Source organism: Actinomycetota bacterium, from assembly GCA_040757835.1.
In the GTDB taxonomy this organism is placed as follows: domain Bacteria; phylum Actinomycetota; class Geothermincolia; order Geothermincolales; family RBG-13-55-18; genus SURF-21.
Genome location: JBFLWJ010000025.1, coordinates 1 through 15,486, shown reverse-complemented (window position 1 = coordinate 15,486; position 15,486 = coordinate 1). Strand labels below are relative to the sequence as shown.

Below are 15,486 nucleotides of genomic sequence, written 5' to 3'. Positions count from 1 at the left end.
GCCCGAACTTCCAGGGTTGGCGCTCTCTAGTCGTCTGGGGGTCAGGTCTTGTTTCTTGCATTCGTGCGGCCAATGTCGAGGTAGCAGCCTCTGGTGGAACGCAACAAACAAGAAGCCTGACCCGGCACCTCAGGCCAGCGCCGGATCCATGGAGAACCGGGCTCTCCGTTTGGGGGTCATTCCAGGTCTTGTTTGCATTCTTGAAGCCCGGGTCGAGGTAGCAGCCTCTGGTGGAACGCAACAAACAAGAAGCCTGACCCTTGGCTTGACAGCGGTAGGGTGCGAGCGTAAAAGAAGGATAACAAACGGATTAATGCTGCAAAGGAGCCATAAAAGCAGCGCGGGAGAGGCGATAGAGTTGAAGATAACCGTGCAGAAATTCGGTGGGACCTCCGTGGCCGATACCGAGAGGATAAAGAACGTCGCGTTGCGGGTCTCCGAGACCAAGAAAAAGGGCGACCACGTGGTGGTGGTCATCTCCGCGCTGGGCGACACCACCGACCGCCTGGTCAGACTGGCGTACGAGATAAGCGACGTCCCGCGGGAACGGGAGATGGACATGCTGCTCTCCACGGGGGAGCAGGTCTCCGTCGCCCTGCTCTCCATGGCCATGCACGAGCTGGGCTACGAGGCCATATCCTTCACCGGGGCCCAGGTGGGCATCGTCACGGACAGCGCCCACACCAAGGCGAAGATCCTGGACGTCAAGGTTGGGCGCATCCTCGAGGAGCTGGAGAAGGGGAGCGTGGTCATCGTCGCCGGGTTCCAGGGCGTCTCCCTCGACGACCAGATAACCACTCTGGGAAGGGGAGGTTCGGACACGACGGCCGTGGCCCTGGCGGCGGCGCTGGGGGCGGATGCCTGTGAGATATACACCGACGTGGACGGCGTCTTCACGGCCGATCCGCGCCTGGTGCCGGAAGCGCGCAAGCTGGCCCGCATCTCCTACGACGAGATGCTGGAGATGGCGGCGACGGGGGCCAAGGTGCTGCAGTTGCGCAGCGTGGAATTCGCGAGGAACTACGGGGTGGTGATGCATGTGAGGTCCAGTTTTTCCGAGGAAGAGGGCACGTGGATCTCCGAGAGCGACGAGCGCATGGAGAAGGCCATAATCAGCGGCGTTACCCACGAGACCGAGGAGGCCAAGGTAACGGTCTTCGATGTCCCCGACCGCCCCGGAGTGGCGGCGGGGCTGTTCCAGGCGCTGGCGGCGGAGAACATAAACGTGGATATGATCATCCAAAACGTGAGCGAGGACCAGAAAACGGACATCTCGTTCACGGTCGGGCAGAACGACCTGAGGAAGGCCGCCGAGATAAGCGAGCGGGTGGCGAAGGAGCTGGGAGCGGGCGGAGTGGCCGTCGACGAGAGCATCGCCAAGGTGAGCCTGGTGGGGGCGGGGATGCGCACCCACCCGGGGGTCGCGGCGGACATGTTCAGCGCCCTGGCTGAGAACGACATCAATATCGAGATGATCAGCACGTCGACCATCAAGATAAGCTGCGTCATCCAGGCCGACGACGTGAAGAAGGCGGTGAGGGCTATCCACAAGAAGTTCGGCCTGGACAAGGGCGTGGTGATGAGGGCCTAGGAGAGAGATGGACAGGGAATACAGGGTAGCGGTGGTCGGAGCGACCGGCATGGTCGGCCAGGCCATGCGGGAGATCCTCGAGGAGAGGGATTTCCCCGTGGCCGAACTGCGGCTGCTCGCATCCGAACGCTCGCGCGGAAGGCGCCTGCCCTTCCGGGGCGAGGAGATCGAGGTCCAGGTACTGGACGAGGACTCCTTCCAGGGGATCGACCTCGCCCTCTTCTCGGCGGGGGCCGCCATCTCGCTGCGCTTTGCCCCCATCGCGGCGCAGGCGGGCGCGGTGGTGGTGGACAACAGCAGCGCTTTCCGCATGGACGAGGACGTGCCCCTGGTGGTGCCCGAGGTAAACCCGGAGGACGCCTTCGGCCACAGCGGCATCATCGCCAACCCCAACTGCTCCACCATCCAGATGGTGGTGGTGCTCAAGCCCCTGCACGACCGTTCCCCCATTCACAGGGTCATCGTCTCCACCTACCAGTCCGTGTCGGGCACGGGCAAGGACGCGGTGGAGGAACTGGAGATACAGACCAAGCAGATACAGGAAGGAAGTGAGCCGGAGCCACGGGTGTACCCCCACGCCATCGCCTTTAACTGCCTGCCGCACATAGACGTCTTTTTACCCGGCGGGTACACCAAGGAAGAGATGAAGATGGTGAACGAGACCAGGAAGATCATGGGCATCCCCGACCTCCCGCTCTCGGCCACCACCGTGCGCGTGCCCGTCTTCGTCAGCCATTCAGAGGCGGTGAACGTGGAGTTCGAGGAGGCCATCGACCCCGACGAGGCCAGGCGCATCCTCGCCTCCGCCCCCGGGGTGGAGGTGGTGGACGACCCCGAGAACGACCTCTATCCGCTGGCCCTGGACGCCGCCGGCAAGGACCCCTGTTACGTGGGCAGGATCCGCGCCGACCTCTCCTGCCCACGCGCCCTGAACCTGTGGATCGTCAGCGACAACCTGCGCAAGGGGGCGGCGCTGAACGCGGTGCAGATCGCCGAACTGATCTCGGGGACCTAGATGGCCGAGGAAGGGGGCGAAAGCGCGGGAGCGGGCAGGGACCTCCCGCGCTGTTCCTGGCATAATACCGAACCGGCGACGGCCATGTGCGTGTCCTGCGCCCGGCCGGTGTGCCGGGAATGCGACCGCTTCCTCGCGTTCCGCCACTACTGTCCGGAATGCGCCCCCTACGTCCCCGCCCCGTATGCGTATCCATACCCGGTACCGCCGCCCATCCCCTACCAGCCGGCTGCATATCCATACCCGTATCCATACCCGGTACCGCCGCCCGCCCCTTACCAACCGGCGGAGCCGGGCGACGAGAGGGAGAGGCGGTGGTGGCGCGCGGACTGGGGGCTCCTCGAGGTCTTCGTCGCCTTCCTGGTCATCTTCGGCCTCTACAACCTGGTGGGGATAGTCCTCTATGTCTTCACGGAGGACTCGCTCTTCTTCAACTACCTCGCCTATGCCCTCGTCTTCTGTCCTCTCATCGCCGCTAGCATCTGGTTCGTCCTCCGCCGCCACGGCCGCGGGCGGGATGAGCTGGGCCTGCGGTGGGGCAACCCTAAACGCACCCTGGCCTTCGGGACCGTGGGCTCCCTGGTGGCCCTGGCCTCCAGTTACGGGGCCTTCTTCCTCGTCTACTTCATCTTTTACCTCCTGGCGGGGCGCGCCCCGGTCTCCGGGGAGACCGAACGCCTGCAGGACCTGGGTGGCGGCTACCTGGTCCTGGTCATCGTGGTGGTGGTCGTCCTGGCCCCCGTCTTCGAGGAGCTCTTTTTCCGGGGCCTCTTCTACCCCGCCCTGCGCCGCCGCCTTGGCCCCACCGCGGCCATCGTCCTCAACGGCGCCATCTTCGGCGTCATCCACTTCGTGCCCCTGTCCATGCTCTCCCTGATCCTGGTGGGGATAGTGCTGGCCTTCCTCTACGAGAAGACCGATTCGCTGGTGGCGCCCATGATCGCCCATTCTCTCTATAACCTGGTGGTGATCGCCTTGAGTCTGTTAGCAGGATGGTAACGGTTCTGCCGATAATATCCGTGTGGAACCAGACGGAGGGACAAAAGCAATGATGCAGAGGCCGCGTTGCGAAACGCACCCTGAGAGCCCGGCTATGGCCCGTTGCTCGGCCTGCGGCAGGTACCTGTGCCCGCAATGTATCGTCGAGGTGTCCTCGCGCGCCTTCTGCGCGGAGTGCGCGCGGCTGGAGCAGCCCACACCTCCGGCGCAGGACGCCGCGCCCCCCCAGGCGGCGGTCCCCGCAGCGGCGCCTCCACCCATCACGGCCCCCGCCTCGGTCCCGGGCGCGCCGGTCTCGGCCCACCTGGTAGCTACCTGCGCGTTCCATCCCGGCGTGAGGGCGGTCACGAGGTGCAGCGCCTGCGGCGCCCTCATCTGCGCGGGATGCCAGAGGATGGTGGGGAGCAAGCGCGTATGCGAGAGGTGCTTTCACACCGTGTACATACCGGGGAAGGGGGAGCCGAGGCGGGGGGACCCGGCCACCTGGTCCCGGCAGGCGCCGCTGCGGGCCTTCACCCCGTGGAAACTGTGGCCGGCACTGGCGTTCCTGCCTTTTCCCTTCATCCTCAACGGCGTCATGACCTACATGATGCGCCAGGGTGACGAGATATCCGTGGGAGCGGCCCAGCTCCTGGTCTCCCTGCTGCTCTACTCGTCCACGCTGGCCTTCGCCTTCATCGCCGTGTCGCGCTACGGAAACGCCTTAGAGGAGTTGGGCCTGCACTCCCGCAACCTGCCCGCAAGCCTGGGCCTGGGCTTCATCGGGGGTTCCCTGGCCTTCTGGCTCGCCGTCGCCAGCGGCCTGATATCCCAGGGGGTGTTCGGAGGCCTGGCGAGCGTCGAGAGGTGGTTGCAGGGCTTCTTCGACGTCAACGTGAAGGACGTTACCGGGCTGGACATGCTCGTCGCCGGGGTCATCATAGTCATCGCCGCCCCCATATGCGAGGAGCTGTTCTTCCGCGGCTACCTCTATCCCGCCATGCGCGGCCGCATCGGCCTGTGGGGAGCCGTCTTTCTCAACGGCTTCCTCTTCTCGGCCGTCCATTTCAGTGTCTTCGGGCTCATCGGAAGGACCCTGGCGGGAGTCATCTTCTGCCTTCTGTACGAATACAACGACAACCTCTGGTCGCCCATCACCGCCCATGCCATCAATAATTTCGTCGCTTTCTTCCTCCCCCTGGTGGCCATCTGGAGCTCTTGAGGAGCGCGCCCGGCGCGTAAAAACGTTAGAAGCGCGAAAGGATATTTCGCCGCCTGGGGAAAATCATAATTGACGGCGGATATGGCACGGGAGGCGGCCGGCACGCCGCCCCCCGCGGTTAACAACATCCCTGGTAGGGTCTATTATAGACGGTGAACGAAGGCGGACCGGGCACGGAGGAAAGGTCGGTTGGTCATGGAATGCCCAGCTTGCGGAGCCGAGAACAAGCCCGACGCGGTCTTCTGCATGTCGTGCGGAGGACCTCTTCCCGACGTGCCCTTCTCGCAGCTGGAGAAGAAGGAGAGGGTCGGCCCGCAGGCCGGCGGGGCGCCCGCGATGCCCGGTTTCCTGAGGGAGAGCATGGGCACTCAGGCCGCCGCCGAGGCCGGTCCGCCCGAGCCCGCGGCGGCACAGGAAGTTCCGCCCCCCGCGGTGGCGCAGGTGGTTCCGTCCCCCGCGGCGCAGGTGGTTCCGCCCCCGGAGGTGGCGCAGGAAGTTCCGCCCCCGGAGGCGGCGCGCGCTACGGCCACAGAGGACAGCCTGGTGACCTCTCCCGGCGGCTTCGTCTTCAACGCCGCCCCGCCGCCCCCGGCAGAGCAGCAATCCCCGCCGACAGCGCCGCCGCCCCCGGCAGCGGCCCCCGCGGGCGCCCCCGACGGGGCCACCGTCCCGCTTCCTCCCGCGGCGGCACCGGCTCCGCCCCAGGAAGCCCCGGCGGGCCTCACCGCTCCCCTCCCGTCGGCGGCAGCCACGCCCGTGCCGCCCCCGGCAGCGGCAGCGTCCCGGTCCGTGGTGGAGGAGATAGGTGTGGTAACGCCCGCCCCCCCGGCGCCTCAGCCGCCAGCCGCGTCCCGGTCCGTGGTGGAGGAGATAGGCACCGTGCCGCCCCCGGCAGCGGCCCCCGCGGGCGCCCCCGACGGGGCCACCGCCCCCCTTCCTTCCATGGCGGCACCGCCGGTCCCCGAGGTTTCTCCTCCGCCAGCGCCACCGCCCCCAAGGCCCGCGTACTATATTCCGCCCGAGGCGGACCTCGGGACGGCCGCGCCCCGCGTCGCGCCGCCCCCGGATGAACCATCCGCCACGGTCCTGGCCGCGCCGGCCCCAACGCAGAGCCAGGAGAGCACCCAGTCCATGGCCCCGGTGGTCGCGCCTGCGGCAGCGACCGCGCGTGAGAGAAGGTCGGTGTGCCCGGAGTGCTACGCGCCCAACCCCGAGGGGAACATGTACTGCCAGGAATGTGGCAGCGCCCTGCCCCTGACCGGGGCCCGGCCGCCCACGGCACCCCGGCCCGCCGCTGCCCAGCCGGCGCCGCAGCAGACCGCGGTGCTGCCCCCGGCGGCCCAGGCCGGCGCGGCGGTACCCGCCGCCTATACCGCGGGCGCGCAGCCGCGGGCGGGCAGCCTGAGGGGAGAGAAGGCCTTCGGCGCCGCCGACGTCCTCGCGCTCCTGGCCATCGGGGCGGGGGCGGTCTCCGTGGCCCTCTCTTACGTGCTGGATTCCTTCACCTGGAAGAAAGGCCTGGATATCGCGATCTTCTCACACCAGGGGGCCTACACCCCCGGAAGGACCGACCTGCTCGGCGGGCCGGGCATCCTTCCCTACGAGGGGGCGGAGTTCTTCACCGTGGGCCTGGTGGTGTCCATAGCCCTGGCCCTGGCCCTGGTGTTCCTGGCCGTACGGGTGGGCAGGGGCCCCATGTTCATCCTGTCCGGCTGCCTGATGCTGCTGCCCGCGGCGTACATGTTCTTCCAGGCCCTGCTCCCCTTGCGGCAGATGGGGATAGACGTCGATCCCGCGCTGGGGTTGAGCGGGATGTTCTTCGGAAACCCCGCCAATGCCGGGGCCGGGCTCTCCATGTGGATCATAACGGGGGCCGGAGCGTTACTCGTGCTGGCCGGCTTTATCGCACCCCCACGCGGATGGGGCAGGCTGCTGACCTTCCTGATCTGCTTCAGCGCCGTCCTCGGGGTGGCCTTCTTCTGCGCCGCCAGCTACAACTGGAACCTCTTCATCAGCGAGCCCGCCGCGGCGCCCATACCGAGCGGGCGGCTTCCCCTTGGCTGGCTCGCGAGCAGCTTATTCATGCTCGCATGAGCGGGGCTTCCCTCCCGCTCCTGTCGTGACAGGGTTGCATTGACGCACAACAGCGACGGATATATATTTAGGTGCACGGCACACTAGCCGTGCTGTGTTATTACCCATAGACCACGGGTGAGGACGGGATGAAAAAAACGGCAAGGGTGGGAGCGTTTCTCTCGCTGGCCATGGCGGCTATCCTCTGCGCGGGGTGTTTCGGGGGATCGGTGGAGGGCGTACGCGTGGACGAGGTCACCCGGAGCGATGTGAGCAAGGTGGTCTCCGCCATCGGTTCGCTGGAGCCCGCCCAGCCCACGGATGTCGTGCCCCTGGTGGGCGGGACAATCGCGGCGCTCCCCGTGAAGGAGGGCGATTACGTGAACGCCGGCGACGTCCTGGCCACCTTGGACGAAACGGAGTTGCAGGCCCAAGCGGCACAGGCCGAGGCCGACTACCTCACCAGCGCCTCCATAGGTGATATCCTCGCGGGCCAGTGGGCCAACTCCACCGCCCTGTATGAAGGCATAGAAGCCGCCTCCCAGGTGTTCGTGGAGATGCAGGGGCAGATAGACCAGATGGTCCTGGACCTGTACGACATGGTGCCGGCGCTGCTGCCGTTTCTCCCTCCGGAGCAGCAGGAGTTCTTAAAGGCTTTGCTGGCCGAGGAGAGGCAGCAGTTCGTGCAGGCGGCGGAGTCCCGCCCGGGGATACCGAGCATCTCCTACTCCGGGTACCCTTCCAGTGCGGCCGCCGCGGACGCGGCACGCGTGGAGGCCGCCGGATACGATTACCGGCGGGTGATGGAGGGCACCAAGAGCCCCAATATCACCGCGCCGGTGTCCGGATACGTGATCTACGCGGAGCCCGCGGGCCTGATGTCCTCGGACATACTCACCGAGATGCTCGGCGGGCTCGGCTCGCTGACGTCGAGCCTGGGCTCCCTGAGCGGGCTGCTGGGGGGCGACCTGAGCGGCCTGCTCGGCGGGGGAGGCGAAACCGGCGCGGAGCTCAAGGTGGGGTCGAAACTGGCCGCCGGTCAGGCCGCTTTCCAGATCGTCGACCTGCAGGACATGCGGGTGATGGCGGAGGTGGAGGAGGCGGATATCCCCAACGTCCGGGAGGGCCAGACGGTGGAGATCTACCTCGACGCCTATCCGGACGTCACCTTCAGCGGCAAGGTGACCCAGGTGGGGGTGAGGTCGCAGACAGGTTCTTCGGGGACCACGGTCTTCCCGGTGGTGGTGCAGATGGACCGCACGGACATCCCCCTGCGCCTGGGATATAACGCGACCGTGGACATCAAGGTGCTGAGCAAGAGCGACGTGGTCGCCGTTCCCATCACCGCGGTCTTCTCGGAGGACGGCTCGGAATACGTCTTCGTGGTCGAGGGAGGAAAGGCGTACCGCCGGGAGGTCGACGCCGGGGACAGGACGGAGGAATGGGTCGAGATCGTCTCCGGTCTCGATGAGGGCGAACGCGTGGTGGTCGAAGGGGTGTCGAAGGTCAAGGAAGGGCAGAAGGTCGAGTAACGCCGCTGCGGCCCCGCCGAAGATGAAAACGCCATGCAAAGGGGTCAGGCCTTTTTCTGGTGGACGAGAGAGCGTTGGCCCCGGCAGTCCGAGTATGCAATACCGCTTGAGGATCCATAGATCTGACACGACCCCTACGTAATGGCGGCTGGGGCCAGAAAAAATGCTGGCCCACGGCGCTCCGTATCGCTGGTAACGGACTACCCGACCCCAGGCACGGCCATGTCCTCATGGTCCGTTAGAATCAAACCAGTGCGACCGTTGGCAGGCCTGCCGTATGCGGGAGGAAGGCATGTCGAGACCTGGGTTCGAGGAGATACTGAAGGAGATACAGTCGGGTTGGGGCGAGGCGGGCCGCATGGCCCACCTTGAGGTCCTGCCCGCACGCGCGGCCCACTTCGTCGAGCTGCCGGAGCGCCTGCACCCCCGCCTGCGCGAGGCGCTGGAGCGGCTGGGGGTGAAGAGCCTCTACCCGCACCAGGCCAGGGCAATGGAACTGGTGGAGCGGGGGCGCAACGTGATCATGGCCACGGGCACGGCCAGCGGCAAGAGCCTCTGTTACCACCTGCCGGTGTACGAGGAGATACTGGAGAACCCCTCATCGCGCGCCCTCTATCTCTTTCCCACCAAGGCCCTGGCCCAGGACCAGCTGCGCAGCCTCAAGGAGCTGCAGGGGAGCGAGGTGCGCTCGGCCACCTACGACGGGGACACTCCCTCGGACCTGCGGGGCTGGGTCCGCCGCGAAGCGCAGATAGTCCTCTCTAACCCGGACATGCTGCACTACGGCATCCTGCCCAACCACCGCCTGTGGGGCGGCTTCTTCAGCCACCTCTCCTTCGTGGTTGTGGACGAGGCCCACGTCGCCCGCGGTGTCTTCGGCTCCCACGTCGCCCAGGTGCTGCGGCGGCTGCGCCGCGTCGCGGCCCTTTACGGGGCACACCCCCGCTTCTTCTTCACCAGCGCAACCATCGCCAACCCCGCCGAGCACGCCGGGAGGCTGGCCGGCCTGGAGGTGGACGCGGTGGAGGACGACTACTCCCCGCAGGGGAGGAAGGTCTTCGCCCTGTGGAACCCCCCCGACATCCTGAGCATGGCGGGCGGGGAGATACACCGCTCCTGCAACCTGGAGACGGCCGAGCTGCTCTCCCGCCTGATGCGCCTGGGAGTGCGCACCATCGCCTTCTCGCGTTCCCGCAAGGCGGCGGAGCTGATCTACGGTTACGTGCAGCGCATCCTGGACGCGAGCGAAGGGGAACTGGCGGAGAGGCTCGCTTCCTACCGGGGAGGGTACCTGCCGAGCCAGCGCCGGGAGATCGAGCGGCGCCTCTTCAATGGCGAGCTGTTGGCGGTGACCACCACCAACGCCTTGGAGCTGGGGGTGGACATCGGAGAGCTGGAGGCCTGCATCATGAACGGGTACCCGGGCACCATCGCCAGCACCTGGCAGCAGGCGGGGAGGGCCGGGCGCAGGCAGGGCGAGTCGCTGGCGGTGCTGGTGGGGGCCGACGACCCCCTGGACCAGTACCTCATACGCCACCCAGAGTTCCTCTTCGGGGCCCCCTGCGAGGAGGCCTCCATCGACCTCGATAACCGGCGCATCCTCGGCGCGCACCTGGCCTGCGCCGCCCGCGAGCTGCCCCTGCGGGAGGGCGACGAAGAGTACTTCGGCGCTGGCATGTGGCACATTGTCGAGGAGATGGAGGGGGGCGGGGACCTGGGCAGAAAAGGTAAGATATGGTATTACGCGAAGCTGGACTCGCCCGCCCAGGAGATCAACCTGCGGTCCGCCTCCGGCTCGCTGGTGAGCATCGTGGAGGCGGACAGCGGCAGCCTGCTGGGGACGGTGGAGGAGGCCTCCTGTTTCTTCCACGTCCACCCCGGCGCCGTCTACCTCCACCAGGGGGAGTCGTACCTGGTGGAGGAGCTGGACATGGAGCGCATGGTGGCCCTGGTGAGCGGCGAGGAACTCGACTTCTACACCAACCCCATGGACAACACCGACGTCAGCGTGATCGAGGAGGAGATGGCCCGCGAAGCGCCGCCGGGGGCCTGCGGCCTGCACTACGGCGAGGTCGAGGTGTCCACCAAGGTCTACGCATACCAGAGGCGGCGCCTGCTGACCCACGAGATCCTGGAGACCCTGGGACTGGACCTGCCCACCCAGGTCCTGAACACGCGCTCCCTCTGGTATACCCTGCCCGCCCCGCGCCTGGCGGGGCTGGCCCTCGACGAATACAGCCTCGCCGGCGGGCTGCACGCCATGGAGCACGCCGCCATCGCCATCCTGCCCCTCTTCGCCATGTGCGACCGCTGGGACATCGGCGGGATGTCCACCGCCTTCCACCCCGACACCGGCGATGCCACCGTCTTCATCTACGATGCCTACCCCGGGGGAGTGGGCATCGCCGCCCGCGGGTACGAGCTGGCGGCGCTGCACCTCAAGACCGCTCGCGAGCTGGTGAGCGGCTGCCCCTGCCAGGAGGGCTGCCCGTCCTGCATCCACTCGCCCAAGTGCGGCAACGGCAACGAGCCCCTGAGCAAGCAGGCCGCCATACGCCTCTTCGCCCTCATCGAGGAGGACCTGGCACGCGCCTGAGCAGCTCCTTTGACACTGCCGTAAATGCCCGCGCCGCGGGCTTATCACGGCCGCGTATTATGCCGATATAAGTAAATAGAGAGGGAGACCGAGGCGATGGTTAACCTTCCATAAAAGGGTAGTGAGAACAAGGGTTTTACACCACGACTCTCCCTCTCTCTTCTATTGCGCAGAATCGGCCGCCCAGACTGTCTCTCTCCCCTCCATTCCGGCTATCAGGAAATGGGGACGGACTGTAAATCCGTTGGCTCAGCCTACGGAGGTTCAAATCCTCCCTCCCCCACCAGGAATTGATGGGCAGGTCAGAGGATTGTACCTCTGACCTGGTTGTTTGTTTGCGAGCTTATGAAAAGGGGCAACGGACCATCTGTCCGTCCCGTTTTCAACACAGTTGATTTAAAAAAGACCAGTTCAGAGTCGGTGTCTATCTAGATGCAGATAGCCAGACGCGATATGAGACGGATTTCCGGTCCGCTCGCTGGGGATGGGATTGCAACAAGCCGGTATTCGGGGTCGTTGTTTCATCAGCCATTTTAAGGAAGATACCTTTGTTCTTGCAGAGAACATAGGAGTTCCCGATCAACAAATAGTCAACATGGTTGTACGCGGCAGCCCTATGCCCCCCACCAATTAAAATCCGATCTTGAATAGCATCGGCTGCAATATATATATAAGATATTTTAATAATAACATAATGTATAATAATATAGGGAGTACGATACTGGCGTATCCCGCGGGCTGCAAACCCGTTGGCCGGCTCTGAAAAAGCCGGAGTGGGTTCGATCCCCACTACTCCCCTCCAGAACAGCATGGACTTATGTAATAGCGGTTAGGATCGCCCACGGATGAAGACGCGCTTCCTAGGCCGCCGCGATGCTCTTGGCGTGTTTTCTGAGAAAGCCGCGCCTGGAGATTACAAAATCGACAAACGTTTTAACTGAAGCGCTTAAGGCATGCTTCTTCAACCAAAGCAGACTGAACTGCCGGGTTACCTTCAACTGCGGTACGTTCATGGAGCAGATCCTCCCTTCGGCCATGGGGCCCCTTGCTGCCCATGCCGATACGAGCGAGATGCCGGCACCCGCTTCGACTGCGGAAATGACCGCGCTGGTGCTCCCCAGCTCCATCTCCACCCGTAGGCGCCCGATGTCCATCCCCTCCTCGCCTAGCGCCTCGAGCATCTTGTCCCTGGTGCCCGAGCCCTCTTCCCTCAGAAGCCACTTCTCGTCCGCCAATTGTGAGGGTCTGACCGCCCGCTTTTTCGCCAGAGGATGGTCCGGGTGACAGATAACCTTCAGGATGTCGGGGCAGAAAGGCGTGATCTTCAGGTCGTCCGGTTGTGTAGAGCTGCCTATAAATCCTATTTCGAAGCCCCCCGAACGTACCGATTCGATCACCTTTGAGCTGTCCATTACTTCGAGGAGAGGTTCTATACCAGTATGCTCCGCCCTGAAAGCACCCAGTATCAACGGGAGGACGTATTCGCCGGGGATATTGCTGGTAGCGATGGGCAATTTCCCCGTTGCTGTTCCCTTCGCCCGCTCAAGGGAGGAGAAGAGCCTAGCTTCGGCGTCGAGGATCTCTCCCGCGTGTTCCAGCAGGACGCGCCCGGTTTCTGTGGCCACATAACGGTTTCCCGAACGCTTGAAGAGCTTCACGCCGAGATCACCCTCCATCTTCTTGACGGTCAGGCTGATCGCGGGCTGCGTTACCCCCGCGAGAGCGGCAGCCTCGCTGTAGCTTCCCGTCTCGGCCAATGCCTGCAGTTGCCGAAGGCTGTCCGTGTTCAAGTGATCCCATCACCCCTTTGCTGGACGCGCCTATTCCTGGCACCATTATAAGCGATGCTAATAGATATGCCCACCAGGCCAGGCAATCCCCGGAGTCCATGCCCCCACCGCACTATCGCTATTCATGATGGGCATGAACGCTCCAGGCGTATAAGGGAGCGTATATCGAGACACTCCTCATGGCTACCGATGAATGTCCCAGAGGTTAAAGAACGCCAAGCTCGTCGGATCGCCTTCAAAAGAGCTTTACGAACAGGAATAGATATTATAAACTCTTATAGTTTTATGAGTATTATTAATGTAAGGCATATTGCCTGTGGGCATGGGCACTCCAGGTTTGCCTTGCTAGATGGAACAGCGCGGGAATAAGTACCGGTTCCTTGAAAACCACATATGCAGCCGCAGCCTTAGTGAGAAGTTCCGATCTGGCTAGGGATTCAATGTAGATACAGGGAAGGAATATCGGTTCGATCTGTAGGATAAGTCCGACTTAGGAGAGTGGGAGGAAGTATGGAACTTTCGCGAAGAGGTTTCCTCAAGCTGTCTGGCGCCGGTATCGGCGTCGCGGCCCTCGCGCAGCTCGGGTTCTACACTCCCGCCTACGCGTCTGGCTCGGAGCTCCGCATCAGCGAAGCCAAGGAGAGCACCACGGTTTGCCCGTACTGCTCCATCGGGTGCTCCGCCATCGTCAGCGTGATAGACGGGAAGGTGGTGGGTCTCGAGGGCCTGCCCGACAGCCCCATCAGCCGGGCCAGCCTTTGCTCCAAGGGCCAGTCCATCTACCAGGTGGCCAACAACGACCGGCGCCTGACCAAGGTACGCCACCGCGCTCCCGGTGCGAGCGAGTGGGAGGAGAAGACCTGGGAGGAGGCCATCCCGGCCATCGCCCGCCTTATCAAGGACGCCCGGGACGCGACCTTCGTAGAGACGGAGGAGATCGACGTCAACGGTACCAAGAGCGAGGTCGTGGTCAACCGCTGCGAGGGCATCGCCCAGCTGGGCGGAGCGGCCCTGGACAACGAAGAGTGCTACCTGGCGAGCAAATTCGCCCGCGGCCTCGGCCTGGTGTACGTTGAACACCAGGCGCGCATCTGCCATTCCTCATCGGTACCCGGGATTGGCAGTACTTATGGCAGGGGGGCCATGACCAACCACTGGGTGGACCTCAAGAACGCCGATGTCTTTATGGTCTGTGGTTCGAATACGTGTGAGAACCACCCGATTACCTCGAAATGGATGGAGAGAGCAAGGCAGGAGCGGGGCGCCAAGATCATCGTCGTCGATCCGCGCTTCACCCGCTCCGCAGCCAGGGCGGATCATTTCTCCTTCATCCGCCCGGGAACGGACATCGCCTTCTTCGGGGCATTGATCAAGTACGCCATCGACAAGAACTATCTCAACTGGGAGTACATCCAGAACTACACCAATGCCCCCATCCTGGTGAACCCGGAATTCAAGGGCCCGGCGGAGCTTGACGGCCTCTTCAGCGGCTACAACGCTGAGACCCGGAAATACGACAGTTCCACCTGGACGTTCCAGGCCGACTCCGCCGGGGAGCCGGTGCGGTTACAGCTCGTCCCCATCGCGGAGGACGCCTTCTACAAGGGGCGCGGAACGCCCAACGGCCCACAGGACGCCAACGGCAACTTCATCCCCAACGGGGATGAGGCCATCGCCGGTACCGTCTTCGCCAGGCTCAAGGAGCACTACGCGCGCTACACCTACGAGGGCGCGGACAGCATCGTGGCCAAGACCTGTGGCATGGACCCCTCCAAGTTCGCGGAGATCGCGGAGGCCTATTGCGGAGGTACCTGCGGCCGCGATAAGAGCGGGAACCTCATGTACGCCATGGGCCTCACCCAGCATACGGTGGGAGTAGAGAACATCCGAACCTTCAGCATGCTGCAGCTTCTGCTGGGCAACACCGGAATGCCGGGCGGGGGCATCAACGCCATGCGCGGGGAGAGCAACGTGCAAGGGTCCACGGACTTCGGTCTGCTCTCCCATATCCTCACCGGGTACATGCCGGTTCCCAACTCCACCGACCACCCGGACCGCGCCAAGTACCTGGAAAAGACAACGGCGAAGGTCGGCATATGGACCTGGCAGCCCCGGTTCTTCAACAGCTATCTGATGGCCTACTACGGCCCCTACGCCAAGGCGAACGGGCTGGACAAGGCCTACGACCTCCACCCCAAGGTGAAGAAGGGCAAGAACTACACCCACATCGGCCTCTTCGAGGACATGTACGCGGGTGTTCACAAAGGCCTGATCCTCTGGGGACAGAACCCGGCGGTGGGCGGCCCTAACTCCAACCTGGAGTGCGCGGCCATGGACAAACTGGAATGGATGGTGGCGGCCGATCTCTGGGACACCGACACCATGAACTTCTGGCAGCGCCCCGACACCGACCCCAAGGACATCCAGACCGAGGTGTGGGCGCTTCCCGCCGCGTCCTCGGTCGAGAAACCTGGTGCCATTTCGAACTCGGGCCGCCTGGCGCAATACCGCTGGAAGGCGGTTGATCCCCCCGGGGACGCCGAGCCCGACGCTTTCATGATGCACCAGATCATGAAGGCGGTGAAGGAACTCTACGAAACCGAGGGCGGCAAGGGCAAGGAATCGGTGACCGAGCTCTTCTGGGCCTACGACGAGGACGAGCATGGGGAGCCCAACCTGGACCAGGTGA

The 15,486-nt window shown here is 64.4% G+C and carries 9 protein-coding genes and 1 tRNA gene; 9 read left to right on the top strand and 1 reads right to left on the bottom strand.

What is annotated here, in order from left to right:
• The first annotated feature begins 358 nt into the window (after nucleotides 1-358).
• The 8 genes from AB1384_14465 (at nucleotide 359) to AB1384_14430 (ending at nucleotide 11,805) form a co-directional block, all read left to right on the top strand.
• Nucleotides 359-1,591: an aspartate kinase gene (locus tag AB1384_14465; protein MEW6555476.1), complete on the top strand. Its 1,233-nt coding sequence runs from the start codon at nucleotides 359-361 to the stop codon at nucleotides 1,589-1,591.
• 7 nt (nucleotides 1,592-1,598) lie between these two features.
• A complete protein-coding gene (locus tag AB1384_14460; protein MEW6555475.1) occupies nucleotides 1,599-2,606 on the top strand; it encodes an aspartate-semialdehyde dehydrogenase in 1,008 nt (335 codons plus the stop codon).
• Nucleotides 2,607-3,605 (top strand): CPBP family glutamic-type intramembrane protease, encoded by a 999-nt coding sequence (locus AB1384_14455; protein ID MEW6555474.1) that lies wholly within the window; start codon nucleotides 2,607-2,609, stop codon nucleotides 3,603-3,605.
• A 49-nt stretch (nucleotides 3,606-3,654) separates the two neighbouring features.
• Entirely contained in the window at nucleotides 3,655-4,806 is a 1,152-nt protein-coding gene (locus AB1384_14450; protein MEW6555473.1) for a CPBP family glutamic-type intramembrane protease, read from the top strand.
• Between the two features lie 195 nt (nucleotides 4,807-5,001).
• Complete coding sequence (locus tag AB1384_14445) at nucleotides 5,002-6,900, top strand: zinc-ribbon domain-containing protein (protein MEW6555472.1); 1,899 nt, start codon at nucleotides 5,002-5,004, stop codon at nucleotides 6,898-6,900.
• A 128-nt stretch (nucleotides 6,901-7,028) separates the two neighbouring features.
• Entirely contained in the window at nucleotides 7,029-8,411 is a 1,383-nt protein-coding gene (locus AB1384_14440) for an efflux RND transporter periplasmic adaptor subunit (protein ID MEW6555471.1), read from the top strand.
• Nucleotides 8,412-8,703: 292 nt separating this feature from the next.
• A complete protein-coding gene (locus AB1384_14435) occupies nucleotides 8,704-11,007 on the top strand; it encodes a DEAD/DEAH box helicase (protein ID MEW6555470.1) in 2,304 nt (767 codons plus the stop codon).
• A 709-nt stretch (nucleotides 11,008-11,716) separates the two neighbouring features.
• A tRNA-Cys gene (locus AB1384_14430) sits at nucleotides 11,717-11,805 on the top strand.
• 62 nt (nucleotides 11,806-11,867) lie between these two features.
• Here AB1384_14430 and AB1384_14425 read toward each other — a convergent pair.
• Nucleotides 11,868-12,797, bottom strand: a complete 930-nt coding sequence (locus AB1384_14425) for a LysR family transcriptional regulator (protein ID MEW6555469.1) — start codon at nucleotides 12,795-12,797, stop codon at nucleotides 11,868-11,870.
• Nucleotides 12,798-13,307: 510 nt separating this feature from the next.
• Here AB1384_14425 and AB1384_14420 point away from each other — a divergent pair.
• A partial coding sequence (locus AB1384_14420) for a molybdopterin-dependent oxidoreductase (protein MEW6555468.1) occupies nucleotides 13,308-15,486 on the top strand: 2,179 nt, incomplete at its 3' end.

Excerpts from the sequence above, each read along its gene's own strand:
- AB1384_14445 (MEW6555472.1), top strand. The coding sequence starts at position 5,002 with ATGGAATGCCCAGCTTGCGGAGCCGAGAACAAGCCCGACGCGGTCTTC.
- AB1384_14435 (MEW6555470.1), top strand. The coding sequence starts at position 8,704 with ATGTCGAGACCTGGGTTCGAGGAGATACTGAAGGAGATACAGTCGGGT.
- AB1384_14455 (MEW6555474.1), top strand. The coding sequence starts at position 2,607 with ATGGCCGAGGAAGGGGGCGAAAGCGCGGGAGCGGGCAGGGACCTCCCG.
- AB1384_14450 (MEW6555473.1), top strand. The coding sequence starts at position 3,655 with ATGATGCAGAGGCCGCGTTGCGAAACGCACCCTGAGAGCCCGGCTATG.
- AB1384_14460 (MEW6555475.1), top strand. The coding sequence starts at position 1,599 with ATGGACAGGGAATACAGGGTAGCGGTGGTCGGAGCGACCGGCATGGTC.
- AB1384_14440 (MEW6555471.1), top strand. The coding sequence starts at position 7,029 with ATGAAAAAAACGGCAAGGGTGGGAGCGTTTCTCTCGCTGGCCATGGCG.